Genomic DNA, 20772 nt, shown 5'->3' with positions numbered 1-20772 from the left:
TCAAAGACTCGTTCATCCCCCTTGACCCGACTCCCCACTCTCCACTCTCTTATTCCCCAATACGGTTCAGATAAGGATTCTTCACCTCCCTTGTGGTTTGAGAAAAGGGGAAGATGTAAAGGGGAAAGGTTTGAATTCACCCTTTACCCTTTTCCCTTTCCCCCAAAACCCGAACTGTATTGTCTTATTCCCCTGCTGCCCCAACACTCGTATGATCGAGATATCAGAAAAACATAACAGCCAGATTTTTACCGCAAAACATGGGCAGTATTTGGGAAATCGATTTTTACTCCCGTCCGATTTTGGACGCTAATCAAAAAAAAGTTTGGGAAGTCTTAGTCTGCGAAAGCCCCTTGGATATCGGCGCAAAAGTAGACTCTTTGTTTCGCTATGCTCAATATTGTCCCAGTACCCAGGTAAATTCGGGCTGGTTGCGGACAGCATTGCAGGAGGCTATTAACCAAGCTGGAAAAGCACCAATTAAAATCCGCTTTTTCCGCCGCCAAATGAACAATATGATTACTAAAGCTTGCCAAGATTTGGGTATTCCCGCCCAGCCTAGCCGCCGCACTTTGGTTCTCAACCAATGGTTAGAACAGCGGATGGAAGAAGTGTATCCTCAAGAGACAGGGTATCAAGAGGGGACTAATCCCTCAGTCCGCTTAGAGAAACCTTTGCCACAACGTTTACCAGATGCTTTAGAAGGACAACAGTGGGTATTTGTTACCTTAGATGCTGCGGATTTTGCTGATATGCCAGAGTGGGAAATTGGCTTTGGTGAGGCTTTCCCTTTAGAGTTGGCGAAAGTTTCACCCGAAGCCCGTATTCCTGGTATTTTGATTTTCTCATCGAGAGCGTTGCCCTTGGCTGGCTGGATGTCAGGTTTGGAGTTAGCTTTCTTAAGATTTGACGCCAGCGAAGAGGCGAGATTGCTTTTAGAAACTGGCGTAACTGAAAGTTGGATTGTGGCAAATATTAAAAAACCTCAAATCTTAGCAGAAGCCAAAGGTTTTGAAGCAGCCAAGCAAAAAGCTAATGGAGTACATTTTATCGGCGTACAGTCCGATCCCAAAGCAGAATCTTTTGCTGGTTTTTGGCTGTTGCAGGAGGTTAATTTGTAAAAATGGGCAGGGAGCAGCACTTCGGCTACGCTCAGTGACCGGGGGGCAGGGGAGCAGGGGAGCAGGGGAGCAGGGGGCAGCACTTCGGCTACGCTCAGTGACCGGGGGGCAGGGGGCAGGGGGCAGGGGGCAGGGAGCAGGGAGCAGGGAGCAGGGGAGAATAATAAATAACTAATGACCAATGACCAATGACAAATGACCAATGACAAATGACAAATGACAAATGACAAATGACCAATACTTCGACTACGCTCAGTACAAGTGACAAATGACAAATGACAAATGACTAGATCCGTTGAGACATGACAATGATTTGGGATAATTAACTGCGTCCATCAGTGTCGATCTGCGGTTTCAAATCGTAACTGTAAAGAAACACTGATGATTTTTGGATAGTTATCTGCGTTCATCACTGGAAAGTGCGTAGGCGTAGCCCGTCGTAGACATCGCACTTCTCAAAAGATAGCGTTGATATGCGGTTCAAAATCCACAATTCACTAAGGGTCATGGGTTCTGAAAATTTGTCACAAGATACACTAGCCGAACAGTTGCTGGAACTAGCTATAAAATCTGGAGCAGAAGCTGCTGAAGTGTATCAGTCGCGATCGCTTTCTCGTCCCGTGTTTTTTGAGGCAAACCGACTCAAACAGCTAGAAACTAACCAATCTGAAGGCACAGCACTACGACTTTGGCGAAATGGGCGTCCGGGACTGACGGTGGCTTACGGTTCTGTCTTAGCCGAAGTAATGGTAGAAAAAGCTCTGGCTTTGAGTCAACTAAATCAACCGGAAATTGTCGAATTAGGCTCTAACTTTCAGCCTGACTACCCCAATTTAGGAGAAAGTTTCCCGATAGAGGTTTTGGTGGACTGGGGCAAAGAAGCGATCGCACTCATCCGTGATGCCTATCCCGATGTTGTATGCAATGGTGACTGGGAATGTGATATTGAAACCACCAGACTAGTCAACACCAAAGGTTTAGATTGTCATTATACAGACACTACCCTCAGCTGCTATATATCAGCAGAATGGGTGCGTGGTGATGATTTTTTAAGTGTTGCTGATGGTCAAACCAATCGGGGGGAACTCGACTCACAGAGATTAGCTAACCAAATTTTACAACGGTTAATTTGGTCTAGTGAAAATATTTCACCTCCGATTGGTCGGGTCCCGATTTTATTCACTTCTAAAGCCGCCGATATGCTTTGGGGTACTGTACAAGCCGCTTTGAATGGCAAGCGAGTTTTAGAAGCAGCTTCACCTTGGGCAGAACGTTTGGGTAAGGAAGTAGTTGCACCTAGTCTCACCATCTACCAAGATCCAGAAGCTGGTCCTTACAGTTGCCCTTTTGATGATGAAGGCACTCCGACTCAATCTCTGGTATTTATCCAAAATGGGATTTTACAGCATTTCTATAGCGATCGCACTACTGGCTCTCAACTAGGTACTAATACCACTGGAAATGGTTTTCGCCCTGGTTTAGGTAGCTATCCTACCCCTGGTTTATTTAATTTTCTCATCCAGCCCGGATCGGCATCGCTACCAGATTTGATTCAACAACTAGATGATGGCTTGATTGTCGATCAAATGTTGGGTGGTGGCGGCAGTATTTCTGGAGATTTTTCGATCAACGTTGATTTAGGCTACCGCGTCCAAAATGGTCAAGTAATTGGGCGCGTTAAGGATACGATGGTTGCAGGTAATGTTTACACAGCCCTGAAGCAATTGGTTACATTAGGCAGCGATGTTGATTGGAATGGTTCTTGTTATACTCCGTCTCTGATCGTAGAAGGGCTATCTACTACGGGAAGAAGCAATTAAATAATTCGTAATTCGTAATTCGTAATTCGTAATGGGCTACGCCCCGCTACGAAGACAGTAATTCGTAAGTGGGGACAATGCTTGTGTGGTAGCGAATTATATTTTGCCAACGACTTTTAAACATCTTCTGAAGATTCCACCGAACAGCTTTTTAGTTAAGATTTGTCATCAAAAATCGTTCGACTGAGCGTTCGCGAATGCGTCTCGCAGAGAAGTCGTACCCCTCTGGGGAGGCAAGCTACGCGTAGCGTTTTGCAGGAAAGTCCAAAATCTCAAATCCAAAACTGGTATGAATCAGCGTTTTCGCACCTGGTGGCAGCCTAGAAGAGGTTTAGCGATCGCCGAAGCCTGTATTATCGGTCTGGTTGCTGCCCTATCTGCGGTATTCCTGAAAGTCGGATCGGGATGGCTGGGGACATGGCGAGTGCATACTACCCACCTTTTGCCAACATGGCTGGTACTACCTGCAATTGGTCTTGTACTGGGATTTCTGGCTGGATGGTTGGTGGATAGATTAGCACCAGAGGCTTCTGGTAGCGGTATTCCACAAGTCAAAGCATCTTTGGCCAATGTGCCTGTGACATTATCTTGGCGGGTAGCAGGTGTGAAGTTACTCAGTGCCATCATCGCCATCGGTTCTGGCATGACTCTGGGACGGCAAGGCCCTACTGTCCAAGTGGGGGCAGGTTTGGCAGCAGGGATGAGTCGTTGGGTTCCCACTTCCCCAGATCACCGACGGCAGATGATTGCAGCTGGTGCGGGTGCGGGTTTGGCTGCTGCTTTCAATGCCCCGATCGCAGGTGTATTGTTTATCATTGAAGAATTACTCCAAGATTTATCAGGATTGACTCTCGGAACTGCCATTATCGCCTCCTTTATTGGTGGAGTGATATCCCGACTGTTGGGTGGTGGCTCTCTTGACCTTAACTTACAATTAGTAAAATCTTCCAGCCAATTTTCCATCCCAGAAATTCCCTTTTTCATCCTGTTAGGTATTTTGGCAGGCTTGTTTGGTGCATTGTTTAATCGCGGTATTATATTTAGTATTAAATTTTACGAAAGATTACACATCAGCTTACCCTGGCGGGTAGCTTTAGCTGGATTTATCTCTGGTGTTGTCGTGGCTATGCTCCCTCCATCCTTCCGTGATAATACGGGGTTACGGGAGTCATTAATTACTGGAGATTCTCATCCTAGCGTCGCCGCGATCGCCTTTGCGGCCCAGTTTATCCTCACACTGATTGCATTTGGTTCGGGTGCGCCGGGGGGATTATTCTCTCCCAGTCTGATTTTAGGTTCTTGCTTAGGACACATCATCGGTGTATCTGAGTTATATATCACCGGAGTTGGTTCTCCTACTACCTACGCCCTAGCGGGTATGGGTGGATTTTTTAGTGCTGTCTCGAAAGTGCCAATCACAGCGATTGTGATTGTCTTTGAGATGACGACAGATTTCAACTTGGTACTACCTTTGATGATTGTTTCTGTCGCTGCTTACCTGGTTGCGGATAAGGTAATGCCTGGTTCGCTTTATGAAAAACTTTTGGAGTTAAAAGGGATTACTCTCACCAAAGAAGTTGCGATGGAAGGAGCATTAACCAAGTTAACTGCAAAAGATGTGATGCAAAAACGGGTAGAAACTCTAGATGCAGAGATGAGCTTGGAAGAAGCAATGCAAGCTTTTGCTCGTTCCCATCATCGCGGTTTCCCTGTGGTAGAAGATAGCAAGTTAGTGGGGATTGTAACGCAATCAGATTTGTTAAAAATCCGCGAGAGTACAAACCACACATTTCGCGATCGCAATTTAGCCGATATTTTCTTAAAAGAAATTATGACATCTGTGCCGATGACAGTATCACCAATTCACACTTTAAGTAATGTACTATATTTACTCGATCGCCATCAAATCAGTCGCTTACCGGTGGTAGATAGACGAAAACTGATTGGGATTATTACCCGTGCAGATATTATTCGGGCGGAAGCAGATCATCTCAATGGTGAAAATGCCACACCGAAACTGCGACCAGAACCTTCATACATAGTTTACCAGACGCGATCGCCCAGCACTGGTAGAGGTAGATTATTAGTACCCGTAGCTAATCCCGAAACAGCAGGTGTTTTATTACAAATGGCAGCAGCTATTGCCCGCGATCGCCATTATGAAATAGATTGCGTGCAAGTGATGCTGATACCCCGCCACAGTTCCCCATCAGAAACACAGGTAAGAACGGCAAAAAGTCGCCGCTTGCTACGACAGGCAGAAGTCTTAGCAAAAAAGTGGAAAATTCCTTTGCACACGCAGATTCGAGTTACCCACGATGTGGCGCAGGCAATTTTGGAGACAATCAACGAACAACACATCAACCTAATTTTAATGGGGTGGAAAGGTAACACATCTACCCCTGGTCGGATTTTTGGCAGCGTTGTTGATACCATAATTCGCCAAGCCACTTGCGAAGTCGTATTAGTAAAATTAGGCACTACTCCCCACTCAAAACTCCCCACTCAGCACGGGCTAAACGCCCCGCTTCCGCTAACAGAACTCAGCACTCAGCACTCCTTTAACCGTTGGCTAGTTCCAGTGGCTGGTGGTCCCAATTCCCCACTAGCAATTAAATTGCTACCGGCTTTAATTACATTGGGAAACGATCCGAAAATTCGCCTGACACAGGTGTTTAAGCCATCTGAACTCAAGCCAGATATGTCAATTTCAGAACAAGCCATCCGCCGTTTGATGCGTCGCCGTAAATTGTCGAATACTGTAATTGCTCTCCCGGTGCAAGCTAATTCAGTCGCCGAAGGTGTGATTAACCTAGTGGAAACCGAAGGTTACGACGTTGTAGTTTTGGGAGCTTCCCGCGAGGGATTGCTACAGCAAGCGATTCAAGGTAATATTCCCGAAGCGATCGCCTCTGGTGTTGAAAGTACAGTGATTTTGGTTAGAGGTGCGATTCAAAAGTAAAAAAACATAGATTTTAGTGAGTTTTTAATGATAAAATACACCAATAATTAGAGTAACAATTATTGGTATTAAGATGGGAATAGCAACTATAAGTCCCCACTTACCAAACTTAATTTCCTCACCCTCAGATTTGAGAAACGCAATCCAACCTACAACTCCCATCAAAACCCAAATAAATCCAAAGGCAAGAAATATAACAAATATTGAATCGTCCATTTTTTTTACCAAATTTTATTAAATTGTAACTAATTACTACTAATTAACTTTGCTAAACTTTCCCGAAACTGGCTAAAATCAAAAGCTTCAATAGTTTTTTGTTGTAAGTATTCTGGTTGGTAAATTACTGGATTAGAGCAATCACCTTGTAGGATTTGAATTAGATTATCGGCAATTTCTTCAACATTATCAGGATCGACCAAACATCCCAACTTCCCCTCAGCCAAGGGATCTATAGAACCATCTTGATTACCCGCCAATACAGGTTTACCACAAGCTAAAGCTTCTAAAAAAACAATTCCAAATCCTTCTCCTTTACTAGGCAGAGCAAAAACATCGCAGAGATTGTAATGATCGCACAATTCTTGCTCTGGAACAAATCCGGCGATTGTCACACAATCTTGGAGATTTAAGTTGGTAACTAAAGTTTTAATTCGAGGTATATCATCTCCTTTACCTGCAAGAATAAAGTGAACATTAGGGAGATGCGATCGCACTTTCACTAAAGCATAAAGGATTTGGTCATAACCCTTGTATTTTGCCATACTTCCCAGCCGCGTTACTGTTAAAATTATCGGCTGTTCATCTGTTAAGTTATATCGCTTGAGTAAGTAGGTAGGTTTAGAATTTATTGGAAACTTACTAGCATCAAATGTATTAGGCAAAATAACTATTTTGTCGGAATCAATATTTGGATCTTGAAGCAAACGCTGGCGAGTATAATTACTAACACTAATGATTTTATCTGCTTTTTGTAAAGCAAATTTTGTTGCCTTATTTTCGATATCCCAAACTTCTAAGCCATGAGCAACCACCCAGTAAGGAGTTCTAGTAAAAAATTTAACAATATAACAAACAATCGCGTAGTTAACATGAGTGGAAATCACTATAACGGGATGGTGAAGAATAGCTAAAATAATTATTTTCGTGGCAAATAAAATTGGTTGCAATAATTTTGGTAAATCTCCAAAATAATGAAATGTTGTTGAACTTAAAAACTGCAATTGATCTGGCTGTTTTAAACTATACTTATCATATTTGAGAAACACATCATAATCAGCTTCAGGATATATATCTTGTAAAGCTTTCAGCAAAAACTTTGAGTAAACTTGAATACCTCCCTTGAAATCAAATATATTCGGAAATATTAAGTAAAGACGAGGTTTAACACTCATAGTTTTTTGGCATTTTCAATAATTTCAGGTTTTAATTGGGTGATAACATCTTTTCGAGAATTGATAGCTGCTGCGATAAAATAAAACTCAATAGTTGTAAAAGTATAGTCTTCAGTAAAAACATCTGGAATTTGAGACACTAAAAACATAATAATTGGAACAGTAATTAAAGGATTAGCATATTTAACTTTCAATGCTATTCTCGTTAAAAAATTAGTAAATAGCAATAATCCAGGAATTCCTTGCTCTGCTGACACATTTAAAAATATATTATGTGCGTGATAACTTTTTTTCCCCCAAACTTTCACTCCTATTTGGTCTGGAAAAACTCCTATGCCTATACCAGTAAATGGTCTTTTAATAGTTTCATTAATAGCTGCCTGCCACATTTGAAACCTTGAAAGACCTGTTCCCATAAGAGTAGGAATTTTTTTTTGATTTGGATTGACTGAACTTGAATTATCTAAAAATATATTAGTTAATGGAAATATTTTACTATCTGTTAAACCAATTCTCCGTGTAGAAACTGGTGCAGTTACAATGAATAAAAACAACAAGCTGATTAAACAAATCATTTTTCTAAAACTAATGATTTTATATATTAGTAAAAGAAACATGCCAATTATAAAAATTACCCAACCATTCCCGCTGGCAGACAAGGCTAAGGGGATTAGAAAAATGAATTCGCTTATATGTAATTCAATTTTAGAAATTTTATTCTGTTTTTCTAAAATCAGACTTAAACATAATCCAATGGCAACTATAACCCCAAACTGATTAGGGTTTTGCATAATCGAACCAATCTCAGGATAAAAGCTAGGAAACTTTAATAATTTAAAAATCCAGTTATTAGGAAGGAAAACTTCTAAAAAACCCAAACCTGCAATTATCTGTAGTAAGTATAATATGCAGCGATAATAAAATGTTAAAGCTGGTGCGGCCATATTCTTAAAAGTTAATACTAAAAAAGCAAAAAATAATATGTAATAAGTTGAGTATTTTAGACTATAAATAATAGCAATATTTGGAAAGTTGCTCATTAATGAGGAAAGCCACATCCACAAATACATCAGACCTATAGATATCACAATTATTTTATGCTTTTTAACAACTTCTGGTAGAGATTTTAAAGATAAACTAATGATTCCAAAACTAAATATAGGAAGTAATAAATAATGAATACCAATATTTATTCCTGGAAATTTAATTCGCCCTAAAATTGAAGAAAATAGTATGAGTAGAAAATATATATTAATCATAGCTTTTTATTTAAAGATATTTTTTCACAGGAGAAAAACTATCAACCCACTTTTGCAGGTTTAAGGATAGATTTTGAGATTTTTTTCAAGCTATAATCCCAAATACGTAGAGAATATTAGCATAATATAGTCTTCGCCAATATCATCTTTTGAAGCTAGATTAATTTGGGATTTTTGCACAGCAAAATGTTCTTTCTGAGGTAGAATCCAAAAAAGTCGCAATGTATTCCGTAGGACTTACGCAAGTGTCACAAAAAAATCGGATTTTTTAGTTTGTAGTAAGCGGCTTTAGCCCTTATTTTGTTCGCTACGCGTAGCTTGCTTCCCCGGAGGGGTACACTACGAACTGAAAATAATATGCCAGTTACATAAATCCTGTTCTGAATGTACGCTATCAAATATTTTTAATTAGTCATTTGCCAAATTTTGAGAATGTTCTCACCACTTCCACCACCGGCAATGGTTTGTCCATCTGGGCTAATGGCAACAGCATAAATATATCCAGAACCTGTCTCCAAAGTGCGGATTTCCTTTCCGGTGACTGGGTTCCAAAGTTTGATTGTCTTGTCACTACTGCCACTTACAAGGGTGATACCATTTGAACCTACGCTTCGCAAAAAGGCGACAGAATTAACCTTATCATTATGTCCTTTTAAGGTGTGGATTAACTTTCCTGTTTTCAGATTCCACAATTTAATTGTCTTGTCTTTACTACCACTGGCAAGGATGACGCCATCAGGAGCAAAAGCGACTGAAAGAATCGATTCTGGACTTCCCTCTAAGGTGCGGATTAACTTTCCTGTCCCTAGATTCCACAATTTAATTGTTTTATCCCAGCTACCGCTGGCAAGGGTTTTACCATCAGGACTGAAAACTACAGATGCAACACCACTGGTATGTCCTTCTAAGGTGCGGATTAACTTTCCTGTCTCCAGATTCCACAGTTTGATTTTCATATCCTTACTAGCAGTGCCACTGGCAAGGGTTTTGCCATCAGGACTGAAAGCTACAGAAGTAACTCCGTCGTTATTTCCCTGCAAAGTGCGGATTAACTTTCCTGTTTCCACATTCCACAGTTTGATTGTCTTATCCGCACTGCCACTAGCGAGGATTTTGCTATCAGGACTGAAAGCTATAGTCCAAATCCAATTGGAATGTCCTTCTAAAGTGCGGATTTCCTGTCCACCTGTCAGATTCCATAGCTTGATTGTCTTATCATCACTGGCACTGCCAAGGGTTGTACCATCAGGACTGAAAGCTACGGAATTCACGTCACTAGAATGCCCTTTGAAGGGTTTGGGTGAATAAGAATTTTCTGAAACGTTCTTTTGGGGCTGAATAGGCTGAGAAACAGGCTGAGAAACAGGTTGAGGAGCCTCGCTGACTATCTGGGGACGAGACTGAAAATACCAAACTCCCCCTAATCCCAAGACTAAAATGCTAGAACCTAACAGCAGTTGACTTTTCAGATTGTTATTTGATTTTGGTGAAACTAGCACCTTGTTTGCTGGAGGAGCTGCAAATGTTGTTGTCAGTATAGTTGGGGGCACTGATGACAATGATGGCATTTGAGGTGTCAAGTCATTGATGACTTCATCAGCCGATTGATAACGCTTTTGGATGTCTAATTGCAACAGCTTATCCAAAACTTCACCCAACTCTACAGATATAGAAATGCCATCCCTACCTGAACTGGTTAAATGTTGCCGCCAAGATGCAACCCAACCATAACCCTGGTGTATCCACAGTTGAGATGGGCGAACCCCAGTCAGGAGATGAAAACAAGTAGCCCCCAAACTGAATAAATCACTAGCTGGGTAAGCTTTTCCCTCTTGCATCTGTTCAAGTGCAGTGTAACCGTGTGAGCCAATCACAGTGCCCATTCTAGTATGCACTGTTGCTGTCAACAGCTTGGAAGCTCCAAAATCAATGAGGATTAATCGCCCGTCACTTTGACGGCGAATAATATTCTGTGGCTTGATATCTCGGTGAATCACTCCCCGCAGATGGATAAACTTCAGTACTGGCAATAAATCTAGCAAAAGTTGGCGAATCTCCGTTTCGTTATAGTTTGCCCGCGTTTCCGATTCTTTGAGCAAGTTTTGCCCATCGATAAACTGCTGCACCAAAAAGAGATAGCTATTTTGCTCAAAATAAGCCAATAAAGTTGGAATTTGTGGATGTTCTGCCAGTTCTTGCAGTCGGCTCGCTTCTTGTTTAAATAGTTCAACGGCCTTGTTTAGCGGCCCAGTTCCCTGAAGTTTTGGCGCGAATTGCTTGACAACACAGCATTCATTCAGTTTGTGTACATCTTTGGCTAGATAGGTTCTACCAAATCCACCCTCGTCTGATAAAACCTGAGTGGGACGATAGCGACCCTCCTAGCAGGGGTATCAATTCCGCTCTACAACTGTGGCAATAGTTGTTTTTATCAGGATTTAAGGGTTTTTGGCAATCGGGATTCACACAACAGAGCATACTGGGAATCCATTTCAGTTGGGGTATATATTCATCTTAAGTCATGCAGTATAATCTCTGTTGTTAGTAAATATTACTGAGACAGCATACAAATCCCCAATTTCCTTACCTCATCAGGTATTGAACAATTTAGATAAATTGCAAAAAATTGTGTTTGAGCGATGCCTTTTGACGAATTGATAGGCGTCAAGTCTTTATGTATTACATCTGTATGAGCAATTTAGTCAGGTTTACAAAAATATCTGGGCAAAATTCCGAAAAGCAGCAATTTAAGTTTGTAGCTCAGTATATACCTACGAAATTGAGATTTCCTCTAGTAGTCTAAATTGAAAATACAATTTTTCCGATTTGATTGAGGCAAACATTTGGGTATCTAGGATATAGGAATTCATTTGATTACAGGCGATGCCTTTAGCAAGCCGCTAAAGTATATACGCTAAATTTCCCTTTTCATTTACATAACTGCTGTGGCTAAAACAGCAACTAGTATTAATTTTGTTTTTCAAGAAAAGACAAAATTATCAGCAAAATTAGGAACGTAATTATGCTATTAGACAACAAAAACTATCGTCGCAAATTAAGTCATGTTTTAATTAGTTGCGTGAGTAGTAGTTTGTTAATTACAAGTAATGTGCTGCCTATAAGTGCTTTGGTGAAATCTCACAGTTCTCAAGATTTCATAATTGCTAAATCACCAGATGAGAGACAACCAGAAGCAGTAAAAAAAGGAATTGAGCAAATTCCTGCTTCTCAGGCATCAACATCTCCAAGACGGAAGATATCTATTGAGTCACCAGTACAAAAGGCTCCTCGTGTATCGTCTCATAGAGAAAATTCTCAGCGAACTTCCAGGGTTTCAGATAATAGCTCTACTCCTAGAGCATCTAGACGTAGAACTTCTAACTCAAATTCTAATCGTTCTAATGGTGGTGGCTATGCATCTAGATCGTCTAGAGCTAGAATTGCTAACTCAAACGCCAATCGTTCTAATGGTGGTTCTGGGAGAGTTCGCAAGCCAAGTTATAATGTCGCTACAGGAAACCAAAATCTCGATAATTCAGCGATTTCTTCACCTGCAACCCCAACTTACAAACAGATTAACTTTGTAGATGTTGCATTAGGTATTCTGAGTAAAGGTGACTTTCAATCTGAAGGTAGATATTTTCATTTCTATGAGTTTGAGGGCAGAGAAAATCAATTAGTTCAAATTAGATTGATTGGCAGTAATGATACACGCAGATCCAATAACTTGAGTTTAAAACCGTTGTTGTTTCTGCACGATCCTGATAACAATATCATCGTTAAAAAAGGCGCTTTGGATAAAAGCAGTGGTGGTGATGATGCATTTATTTTTGCGCGACTGCCTAAAAATGGCATTTATAAGATTGCTGTTACTAGTCAAGATCCTGGAGATACAGGCCGCTATAGTTTGGCTCTCAGGAATGATAGAGCTAGCTATACTTTAGATGAATCAGGCCAACTAACTGCTAAAAGCTCAACCTTGAAACAAAATGGAGGCGCTTACAATGTTTCTAATTTTCAAGGTAGAAAAAATCAACTGATAAGTATTCGTGTAGATAGTGTTGATGAAGAGTTTTCTCCCTATGTAGCTTTGCTAAATTCTAAAGGACAGACGATCGCGATTGATAAAGACAAAGACAAAAGTGGTGTCTACAGTGCTTTAATTGACCGAGCTAGGTTGCCTGAAGATGATACATACTATATAGTTATTACTTCCAAAAATCCACAGGAACGTGGTAAATATAGATTGACTATTTTCTGAAGTAATTACCAAATCTTGTATCGAGACTATTGCTATGAGTGGATATAGCCCGGAATATTTTTTTATTTACCGTAATAGTCTCGATGCCATTGTACAAAGTTCATTTAAGGGTTATTAGTGTAGATAATTGGTCTTTAAAGACGCGATAAATCGCGTCTTTACATGATGACTTTCATGGGAATTTCCCGCAGATTTCAAGGCATACATTGCGCTGTAATGTCCACCTAAGCGCAGTAATTCTTGATGCGTACCTTGCTCTAAAATCTGTCCGTCTTCGATGTAGAGAATTAAATCGGCTTGTTTAACGGCTCTAAGATTATGAGAAACTATAAAGGTTGTGCATTTCTGAGTCAAGCGATCGAGTGCTTCATTGACAGCGTGTTCGTTTTCGTTGTCTAAACCAGTGGTTGGCTCATCTAAAATTGCAATCGCAGCTTCACGAATAGCAGCACGAGCAATAGAAATTCTCTGCCGTTGTCCTCCCGAAAGCGTTGCTCCTCTCTCACCCAAAATAGTCTCGTAGCTTTCGGGTAGCGCCATGATAAAATCGTGAGCATTTGCTAAACGCGCAGCTTGTTCAATTGCTTGGTCTGAAGCTCCCAAACACCCGTAGGCAATATTGTCTTTGACGCTGGCAGCAAATAAAATGCTCTCTTGTAATACCACGCTAATTTGCTGGCGAATAGATTGCACCTTGTATTGCCGCAGGTCGTGACCATCAACTAAAATCCGCCCTTCTAAGGGGTCATAAAGTCGCAACAACAAACTTACTAAGGTGGATTTACCGCCACCAGACGGCCCCACTAAGGCGACGTGTTGACCAGGTTGCACCTCAAAGTTGATGTTGTGTAAAGTTCTCTTGGTCGGTTTGTAGGCAAAGGTGACATTTTCAAACCGCACACCTCCCAACAAAGGCGTTGCATCCATTGCTTTTTGCGAATCGCGGATTTCGGGTACTGTATCCAGCACATCCAAGATACGCTCCCCGGAAGCAGTAGCTTTAGCGATTTGTCCGGTGTATTTGGCAAGTTGTCGCATCGGCTTAAAAGCAATCCTGAGATAGTTGACAAATACGAGCAAATCCCCAGGTGTAATTGCCTTTGCCAATACCAACTGCACACCCCGCCATAACACTAAAGCAGTGGCAATTCCTACCAGCAGTTCCACCATCCGTTCTAAACCGGCTGCGAGTTTTTGCGCCTTGGCACTTTCTTTTAAACTTTGGCGATTATGACCGTAAAAGGTAGTTTCCAGCATATTTTGCAGAGAAAGAGCTTGCACTACTTTGATTGCCCCGATGGATTCCGCCGCCGTTGCCGCCATTGCACCTTCGCGTTGACGTTGCGATCGCACTACTTGTCGGATGCGTTTTGTCAAGCGCGTGGTGAAGAAAATAAATAAGGGAAACACGGCGACAGCAATCAGCGCTAGTTCCCAATTCAGCCAGAACATGACAAAAATCATCCCGATTAAGGTGAGGGAATGGGCAATTAAGGGTAATACTGCCATCACCGTCACCTCTCGCAGTCGTTCAATATCGGAGGTAACGCGGGTAATTAAATCGCCGGTCTTGACTTTGTGGTGAAATGATAAAGAGAGATTTTGGAGATGGCTGTAAAGTTGAGAGCGAATCTCAGTTAACACATTACTAGCTGCCAGTGCCATGCCCACTACACTGAAGTAAGCAGCAGTAGCACGAAGTAAAGCGATCGCAACTAACCCCAACGTCAAGCCTGTTAATAGGGCAAACGAACTAATTCTTGAAAGTAGGGGAATACCCAAAGACTGAGACTGAAAACCAGCTACAAGGATGTAATCAAAAATAAACTTTAGCGGCCAAGGTTCTAGCAGGTGCAAGAAAATCTCAGCTATCAGTGCCACAAAGGATACAATTAGCAGCGCCTTTTGTTTGCTCAACTGGGGCGAAAACCGCTGCAAAATCCGTACTATTCCTGGTAAAGCAGCTTTCAGACTTTTGGGATCTCGATGCGCCATATCATACCAACCAATTCTCCAAAACCTGACGAATTACGAATTATGAGTATAGCGATCGCTAATGTAGTAATTTAATTTTCTTTCAAGAGCGATCGCTATTTTCTCCAGCCACAGGGGATTTTGCCCAAAGGTAAGACGACTTAGCAACGGTTTTAAAAATCCCTGATGGCGACGATGCCCCATCCGCTTATAGCGCTTCTTGAAATACTTGTCATTCATTGTCAAATTCCACTTTTTAGAAAAGTGTTCTAAACTAGCAATTTCCCAAGCATTACTCCAACGCAGCATAAAGAATGCTAGTTCCGATAATTCAAACTTTAGCCCTGGTACATAAGTAACTACCGAAGTCGGTTGACAGTAAAATGTACCTCCTGCCTCAGCTACTTTTAGACCAAAATCGATGTGTTCTCGTGTGCTTAGAAATCCTTCATCTAACAGCCCGATTCGCCCAAAAATCTCGGTGCGAACTAACATACAGTGAAACTCGGCAAACTCACATTGTTGGCGATGAAGTCGATCCTGCACCTCAGCAACTTTCCGATTTACAAAGTAATGTTTTTCATGCACCCGTCGCTTAATTCCAGTCTCTTGCGATTCCACAACAATATGAGCTTCACCACCTGCTAAATGTACTGTTTCTCCCAATGGCTTACCAATACAAGTTAGCGGACAGACTACAGTCGCTTTTGTTTCTTTGGCGCATTCAAGTAAGGAGTTGAGCCAACCTGGACTGACAATTACATCGTTGTCAATAAATACTAAATAATCGCTATTAACTTGTTGTAAACCAAGGTTACGGGCTTGGTTGGGTGAAAGGTAATGTTCTGTGCGGATTAATTGAAATCCTTTTGCTGCGGCTTGTTCTTGAAGGTAGCGCTGGATATGCTGAGGTGAACCGCCATCGATATAAATTAGGGAAAAAGGTAATTGAGTGTGTTCATAAATGCTTTCTAAAGATTCGCGGGTGTAACTGAATCGCTCACGTTGCGAAACAATTATCGTGATTTGTGGTTTGTTCATGGTTAATTTTTAATTTTAAATTCCAAGCAAAGTGACTTAATATTTTCTATTAAGAATTCAGTACCCAGGAGTCAGAATTTATCAGGAATCTAGAGTGATTGATATATTTATTCATCAAATGCTCTGCTGATTTTTTAACTATTCACCAATCCTGAGTTCAGAAGAACTGAATTCTGACGTTTTCTATACGAGATATATTTCGCCTAACAAACCTGCATCAGATATTCCTAAGACTCGTTGGTAAACATTCATCCAGTTTTGATATTCTACTGATGGGGCAAGCTGTTGAGTTACTTTTGTCTTAGCTGATGCACCCAACTTTTGTCGCAGTTCTGGTTGTGTTGCCAAATATCGGATTGCAGCAATTAATTCCTCTGTACTGCCGGGGTTGATAAGTAAACCGTCTACACCATCTTCTATGATTTCTGCGATCGCATCTACACGAGTGCCAATTATTGCTCGACTCGCCAACATTGCTTCTAAGAGGGTATTCGGGACAACCATCATGCAGTGAAGGAATTGCAAAAATATCTAGATGTGGTAAATAAGCTAAAGCTTCTTGTCGGCTGGTAATTCCAGTAATATGGAGGCGATGGCCAATTTCACTTTGTTGTATTTGTTCCTGCCAATACTTTCCTTCTTTTTCAACAAAATCACCTATCAGTAAGAGTGTTAAATCTAACTCTTTACCCAAATCGGCGCAGGCATCGAGGAGAAATTCAATTCCCTTCTTATCTCGGAATCTACCCGATGAACCGATAACAATACCTGGCAATTCTTTAACTAAAGATGGGGTGGGGAATTGTTCAAAGTCAATAGGTGCAATGGAATTCCAGAAAGCGGATGATTTTAACTTTACACTTGGAGTAATAACACTAGCTCTTTTGAGCAAGTCACGGCTGACAAATGTCACCCAATCAGAACTCTCTAAAATCCATGCTATCTGAGCATGATTTTTAGGATTAAAAATATGTTTGTGCAAGTCGCTACCGCGAACACTATTGATTATTGGAAGATCATTTTCTTTTGCTAAAAGCGTCGTTACATAACCTGTTTCATTCAGAAAAAAGGCGTGAAATAAGTCAAAATTATGTTTTTGATGCAGACATTTGAGTTGAAAATAAACGTCGCTAAAAAAGTCTTGAATTTCTGTTGTTTGAGTGCGAACGGCTGACTTAATGCGATGCACAAACACACCATCTTGAAGCCTTGAGATGCAACTTGCTCGTCTGTGACTTCCATCAGAAACTAGCCATTGTTTCGAGCGAAACACTGCAATGTGAACTTCATAGCCTCTGTCTATTAGCATCTTTGCAATTCGATGCACTGATTCACCTACCCCGCCGAAATCGGGTGGATATTCAAGCGTAGTAATACAAATTTTTATTTTATCCATGATTGGATTTTCTGCGATTCGATCGATTATTATTTTTTGTATTTTGGAGAAAAAATCAATATACTCTACTCACTTTCTCAAACTAGGCAATTTTTTGCTTGAATACTAAAGCTTTTAATATGTTTGCAGTTTTTTCAACTCCTCCAAAATCAAAGCTAATTTTATTAGGCTGCTCTTTGAGGTAATTAATAATATTAATTGCCAGGTAATCAGGTTGTAAATAATTATGATTAAGAAATTTGACAACTCCTAAATTGCTTAACTTTTCGGCTCTAATTGTTTGTTCTCTATCCTGATTACCTGTGAATGGAAGAATCATCGCTCGTACACCTGTAGTTAAAATATTCATTGTGGTGTTATAGCCAGACATATTGATCGAAAGGTCTGCTTTTTTCATGTAATTTAGTAAGTAAGGAGTATAGCGTCGAATATAGATGTTTTTACTAAATTTTGCCATTTCTTGCAGTTCCTTAAATTTGGAATTTGGGATGAATGGCCCGGTAAAAACCTGAATATTATGTGGCAATACTTTCTCTAAGAAAGGGGCTGTATTCACTACACGTTCAAGCAACTCATGACCAAATCTACCACCTCCTACACTGGCTAGAATCAGGGGTTTGTCTGATTTAATAATTTCCCGGTCTTCATCAGTTAAAATAGGGTTTTTTGGTGGCTCTTGCACTACATATCCGGTGTAATATAATTGACATTTGAGGTCATTGACTCTCGAAAATGTTGCTTCTAGTGGGACTAATTCTGGGTCGCTGTGAACCAACAGTATATCGAAATATTTGTTGATTAAATTACATACTTTTTCTTCATGTTTTACTTGTTTTTCAGGTTTAACAACTACAATGTCTCGCAAACTAGAAACTATTTTAGTTGACCCTTTATTTGATTTTGCCAATTTTAATAATGGAATTAATTCAAAATAAAAACGTCTTCTCCCAAAAGGAAATAACTCAACAATCAAAATATCAGGCTGGAATTGCTGAAAGATTTTTAGAAGTCGATTTTTTCTAATTTCTTTGGCTTCGTCAAGGCTAAAAGCATCATCTACTACTTGTAGTTCAGAAAATTCTGGGTCAGTTTTAATTGCAGGCAGATTGATAACTTCCACACCAGCAGGAATTTCAAATCCTTGAATTATTTCACCACCATTAATAAAACAAACTTGGAAGTCTTTAGTTAAGCCTCGCACAATTTCGCGGCTGCGAACCAGATGCCCCATACCTAAAATATGTTGGCAGTAAAACATAATACGTTTCATAACAATTTTACCTCTGTGATTTTGGATGGTTGGAATCAGGCAAATGAAAGATAAAAAAATAATTTTCTTACTTTTTACTTAAACAATTTTGGCAATCATTGCTAATTTCGGTAATTGGACAACTGGGTTGTAGCAAAATGGAATCGCGCTCTTTTTTTTTGCTAGTAAGGTAGAGATGTATTGGCTAATTTTGGGCAACCCATTAAGATTAATTTTCGGTTGGGAAATCTGCGGAGTTTGGAGTTGTTGTAACAGCGATCGCAGTAATATATCTGGAGTCAGATAATTAGGATGAATCGCTGCTAAAATCCCCAAATTTGCCAAGTTTTCTGCACGAATGCACTGTTCTCGTGATGGCTTAATTCTGGGTACTACTACTGCTGGCTTACCCACTGAAAGAATCTCGCAAGTTGTGTTGTAGCCACCCATTGCGACTACGGCATCTGCGGCGGCGATGTAACTCATTAAATCATCGGTAAATTCGTCTATCTGCACTTGGGGATATACAGCAGCTTTTAGTTTCAGTGCAGCTTGGTGTTCTAGGGGCATTTCTGGGCCACATATAACTAAACTTCGTAATTTATGGGACGCTGGCAACAATACCAAACTCGCTAAATATGTGTCAATTAAGCTGTAACCATCTTCGCCACCACCTGGCGTAACTAAAATGAGTTGTTCTTCTGGATTTAATCGCAACTCACTACGGATGATATTTGGACTTTTACGCCCTAGTTGTTTGCGTATATAGCCACAAAACTGTACCTTTTGGGCAACCATTGACGGTAGTTGATATTCTTGGCAAATGTCGAAAACTTCAGGATTACCAACAACAAGCACGCAATCGTAAAATTTTTCTATTGCTTCGTAGTAATTATGCTTTTGCCATTCTGGGATTGTCACATCTGGATGATCTAAAATGTCGCGCAGCAGGAGAATTAGGGAAGTTTCCGGCAACTTTATTTTGAGATATTCGATAGCCGCTTTTAATTCATTACAGATACCATAAGGCTTTTTATCTACTAGAAATATATCAGGTTTAAAATTAGCGATCGCAGATAAAATTAACTCTGAGCGTAATTTCATTGTTTCATTAATTTCTGCATCCAGATACTTGACAGAGATTTCACCTAATGCATCCCGATTTAAGCAGGGTAATTTAATATAATCGAGTCTTTTCGGAATCCGAAAGCTGTGCAGCATCGGCGAACCAGAAACAACTAAAATAGAAAGCTCTGGAATCGAATCAAGTAAGTGAGTGCAGATTGCCAGCATTCTGCGAATATTACCGAGACCGAAGCCATCGTGGGAATATACCATCAGTCTCATGGTTAAATGTCCCTAAGTTATTCAGTGAATCGATGCCATACTAACTTAAGTAGCTTCCTAAGGTTACATGAGTCTTTTATGAAACTTTGATGAGAAAATTTTCATCATTATGTTTGTAGCAATTGTGTAATAGATTTGACAAAAATCTTACAAGATTCAGTCTAGTAAGTTAAAGCAGACTTTTCCAAAGCACCAAAAGTTTTTGAGAGATTAATCATCAATTAAATCTCCAGTTATATAACTATTGTCACGGTTATCTAACTGGAGATTCGCTATATTTAACAGTTAACGGCTAAAAGGAGTTAAAGAGATGGAAATTAAGCCAACTGACCCATCGCTAGCACTCATAGAAATTCCCCCAGGCTATCTCAATATTATGGGTTACGTCGATCAATCAGAAGTTAATGGCCCTGGTTGTCGTGCAGTCGTCTGGGTACAAGGTTGTCTGCGTGAATGTCCTGGCTGCTTTAATACTAACTCCTGGTCTTTTGAGGCTAACCAATTAATTGCCGTTGATGCTCTTGCCGAAAATATTCTCAGCAATCCCCGCAACACGGGTGTAACATTCTCTGGTGGAGAACCATTTTGGCAAGCAGCTGCACTGGCATCTTTAGCCCAGAAAGTAAAAGCTGCTGGTTTAAATGTCATGTCTTTTTCTGGCTTCACTCTTAAGCAGCTACAGTCTCAATCTGCGCCGCCAGGTTCCCAAGCATTGTTAGAACAACTCGATATTTTGATTGACGGGCCTTTTGTACAATCTCTAGCAGTTAATTCTCCCAATTCTCCAGTTTCTTCTAGCAATCAACGGGTTCGGGTGTTGAACCCGGCTTTCCAAGACCAAATTACTTGGGCTAGCGACCCAGATCGAAATCCACATCCTCAAGGATGGTGGACGCATTGTCACTGGCTATCAAGGTGGACTGGAACTAACGTAGGGGCACGGGCACGGGG

Annotated in this window: 11 protein-coding genes and 3 pseudogenes; 5 read left to right on the top strand and 9 right to left on the bottom strand. The window is 40.7% G+C overall.

Annotation, left to right across the window (positions count from 1 at the left end):
- The first annotated feature begins 260 nt into the window (after positions 1-260).
- The 3 genes from NSTCB13_RS14360 to NSTCB13_RS14350 all read left to right on the top strand — a co-directional run bounded on the left by NSTCB13_RS14360 (position 261) and on the right by NSTCB13_RS14350 (position 5903).
- Entirely contained in the window at positions 261-1121 is an 861-nt protein-coding gene (locus tag NSTCB13_RS14360; RefSeq protein ID WP_448272778.1) for a Tab2 family RNA-binding protein, read from the top strand.
- Between the two features lie 506 nt (positions 1122-1627).
- Positions 1628-2941 (top strand): TldD/PmbA family protein, encoded by a 1314-nt coding sequence (locus tag NSTCB13_RS14355; protein ID WP_445627978.1) that lies wholly within the window; start codon positions 1628-1630, stop codon positions 2939-2941.
- 289 nt (positions 2942-3230) lie between these two features.
- Positions 3231-5903, top strand: a complete 2673-nt coding sequence (locus tag NSTCB13_RS14350; protein WP_448272777.1) for a chloride channel protein — start codon at positions 3231-3233, stop codon at positions 5901-5903.
- A 24-nt stretch (positions 5904-5927) separates the two neighbouring features.
- On the opposite strand, the gene NSTCB13_RS14345 is transcribed toward NSTCB13_RS14350, so the two are convergent.
- The 4 genes and pseudogenes from NSTCB13_RS14345 to NSTCB13_RS14330 form a co-directional block, all read right to left on the bottom strand.
- On the bottom strand, positions 5928-6119 hold the full coding sequence (locus tag NSTCB13_RS14345) for a hypothetical protein (protein ID WP_448265275.1): 192 nt from the start codon (positions 6117-6119) through the stop codon (positions 5928-5930).
- Between the two features lie 29 nt (positions 6120-6148).
- The gene (locus NSTCB13_RS14340; RefSeq protein WP_448272776.1) at positions 6149-7294 is read right to left on the bottom strand and encodes a glycosyltransferase family 4 protein; all 1146 of its coding nucleotides are present in this window, start codon (positions 7292-7294) and stop codon (positions 6149-6151) included.
- Positions 7291-8553, bottom strand: coding sequence for an O-antigen ligase family protein (locus NSTCB13_RS14335; protein WP_448272775.1), 1263 nt, complete (start codon positions 8551-8553; stop codon positions 7291-7293). The genes NSTCB13_RS14340 and NSTCB13_RS14335 overlap by 4 nt, the downstream gene beginning before the upstream one ends.
- 404 nt (positions 8554-8957) lie before the next feature.
- A pseudogene (locus tag NSTCB13_RS14330) lies at positions 8958-11031 on the bottom strand (protein kinase domain-containing protein).
- 544 nt (positions 11032-11575) lie between these two features.
- Here NSTCB13_RS14330 and NSTCB13_RS14325 point away from each other — a divergent pair.
- Positions 11576-12814, top strand: coding sequence for a peptidase (locus NSTCB13_RS14325; RefSeq protein ID WP_448265270.1), 1239 nt, complete (start codon positions 11576-11578; stop codon positions 12812-12814).
- A gap of 114 nt (positions 12815-12928) precedes the next feature.
- On the opposite strand, the gene NSTCB13_RS14320 is transcribed toward NSTCB13_RS14325, so the two are convergent.
- From NSTCB13_RS14320 to NSTCB13_RS14300, 5 genes and pseudogenes are all read right to left on the bottom strand, one after another.
- Positions 12929-14809 (bottom strand): ABC transporter ATP-binding protein, encoded by a 1881-nt coding sequence (locus NSTCB13_RS14320; RefSeq protein ID WP_448265269.1) that lies wholly within the window; start codon positions 14807-14809, stop codon positions 12929-12931.
- Between the two features lie 33 nt (positions 14810-14842).
- Positions 14843-15829 carry a glycosyltransferase family 2 protein gene (locus NSTCB13_RS14315; RefSeq protein ID WP_445627986.1) on the bottom strand — a complete coding sequence of 329 codons (987 nt, stop codon included), beginning with the start codon at positions 15827-15829 and terminating at the stop codon, positions 14843-14845.
- 183 nt (positions 15830-16012) lie between these two features.
- Positions 16013-17225 (bottom strand): annotated as a pseudogene (locus NSTCB13_RS14310) (glycosyltransferase).
- 82 nt (positions 17226-17307) lie between these two features.
- Positions 17308-18495 (bottom strand): glycosyltransferase family protein, encoded by a 1188-nt coding sequence (locus NSTCB13_RS14305; RefSeq protein ID WP_445627988.1) that lies wholly within the window; start codon positions 18493-18495, stop codon positions 17308-17310.
- Positions 18496-18573: 78 nt separating this feature from the next.
- Positions 18574-19821 carry a glycosyltransferase family protein gene (locus NSTCB13_RS14300; RefSeq protein ID WP_448272774.1) on the bottom strand — a complete coding sequence of 416 codons (1248 nt, stop codon included), beginning with the start codon at positions 19819-19821 and terminating at the stop codon, positions 18574-18576.
- A gap of 310 nt (positions 19822-20131) precedes the next feature.
- Here NSTCB13_RS14300 and NSTCB13_RS14295 point away from each other — a divergent pair.
- Positions 20132-20756, top strand: a pseudogene (locus NSTCB13_RS14295) (4Fe-4S single cluster domain-containing protein).
- Positions 20757-20772: the final 16 nt, after the last annotated feature.

This window comes from Nostoc sp. DSM 114160 (genome assembly GCF_053470305.1).
Note: the sequence above shows the minus strand (reverse complement) of the source record. Positions and strands in the feature narration are given on the sequence as shown.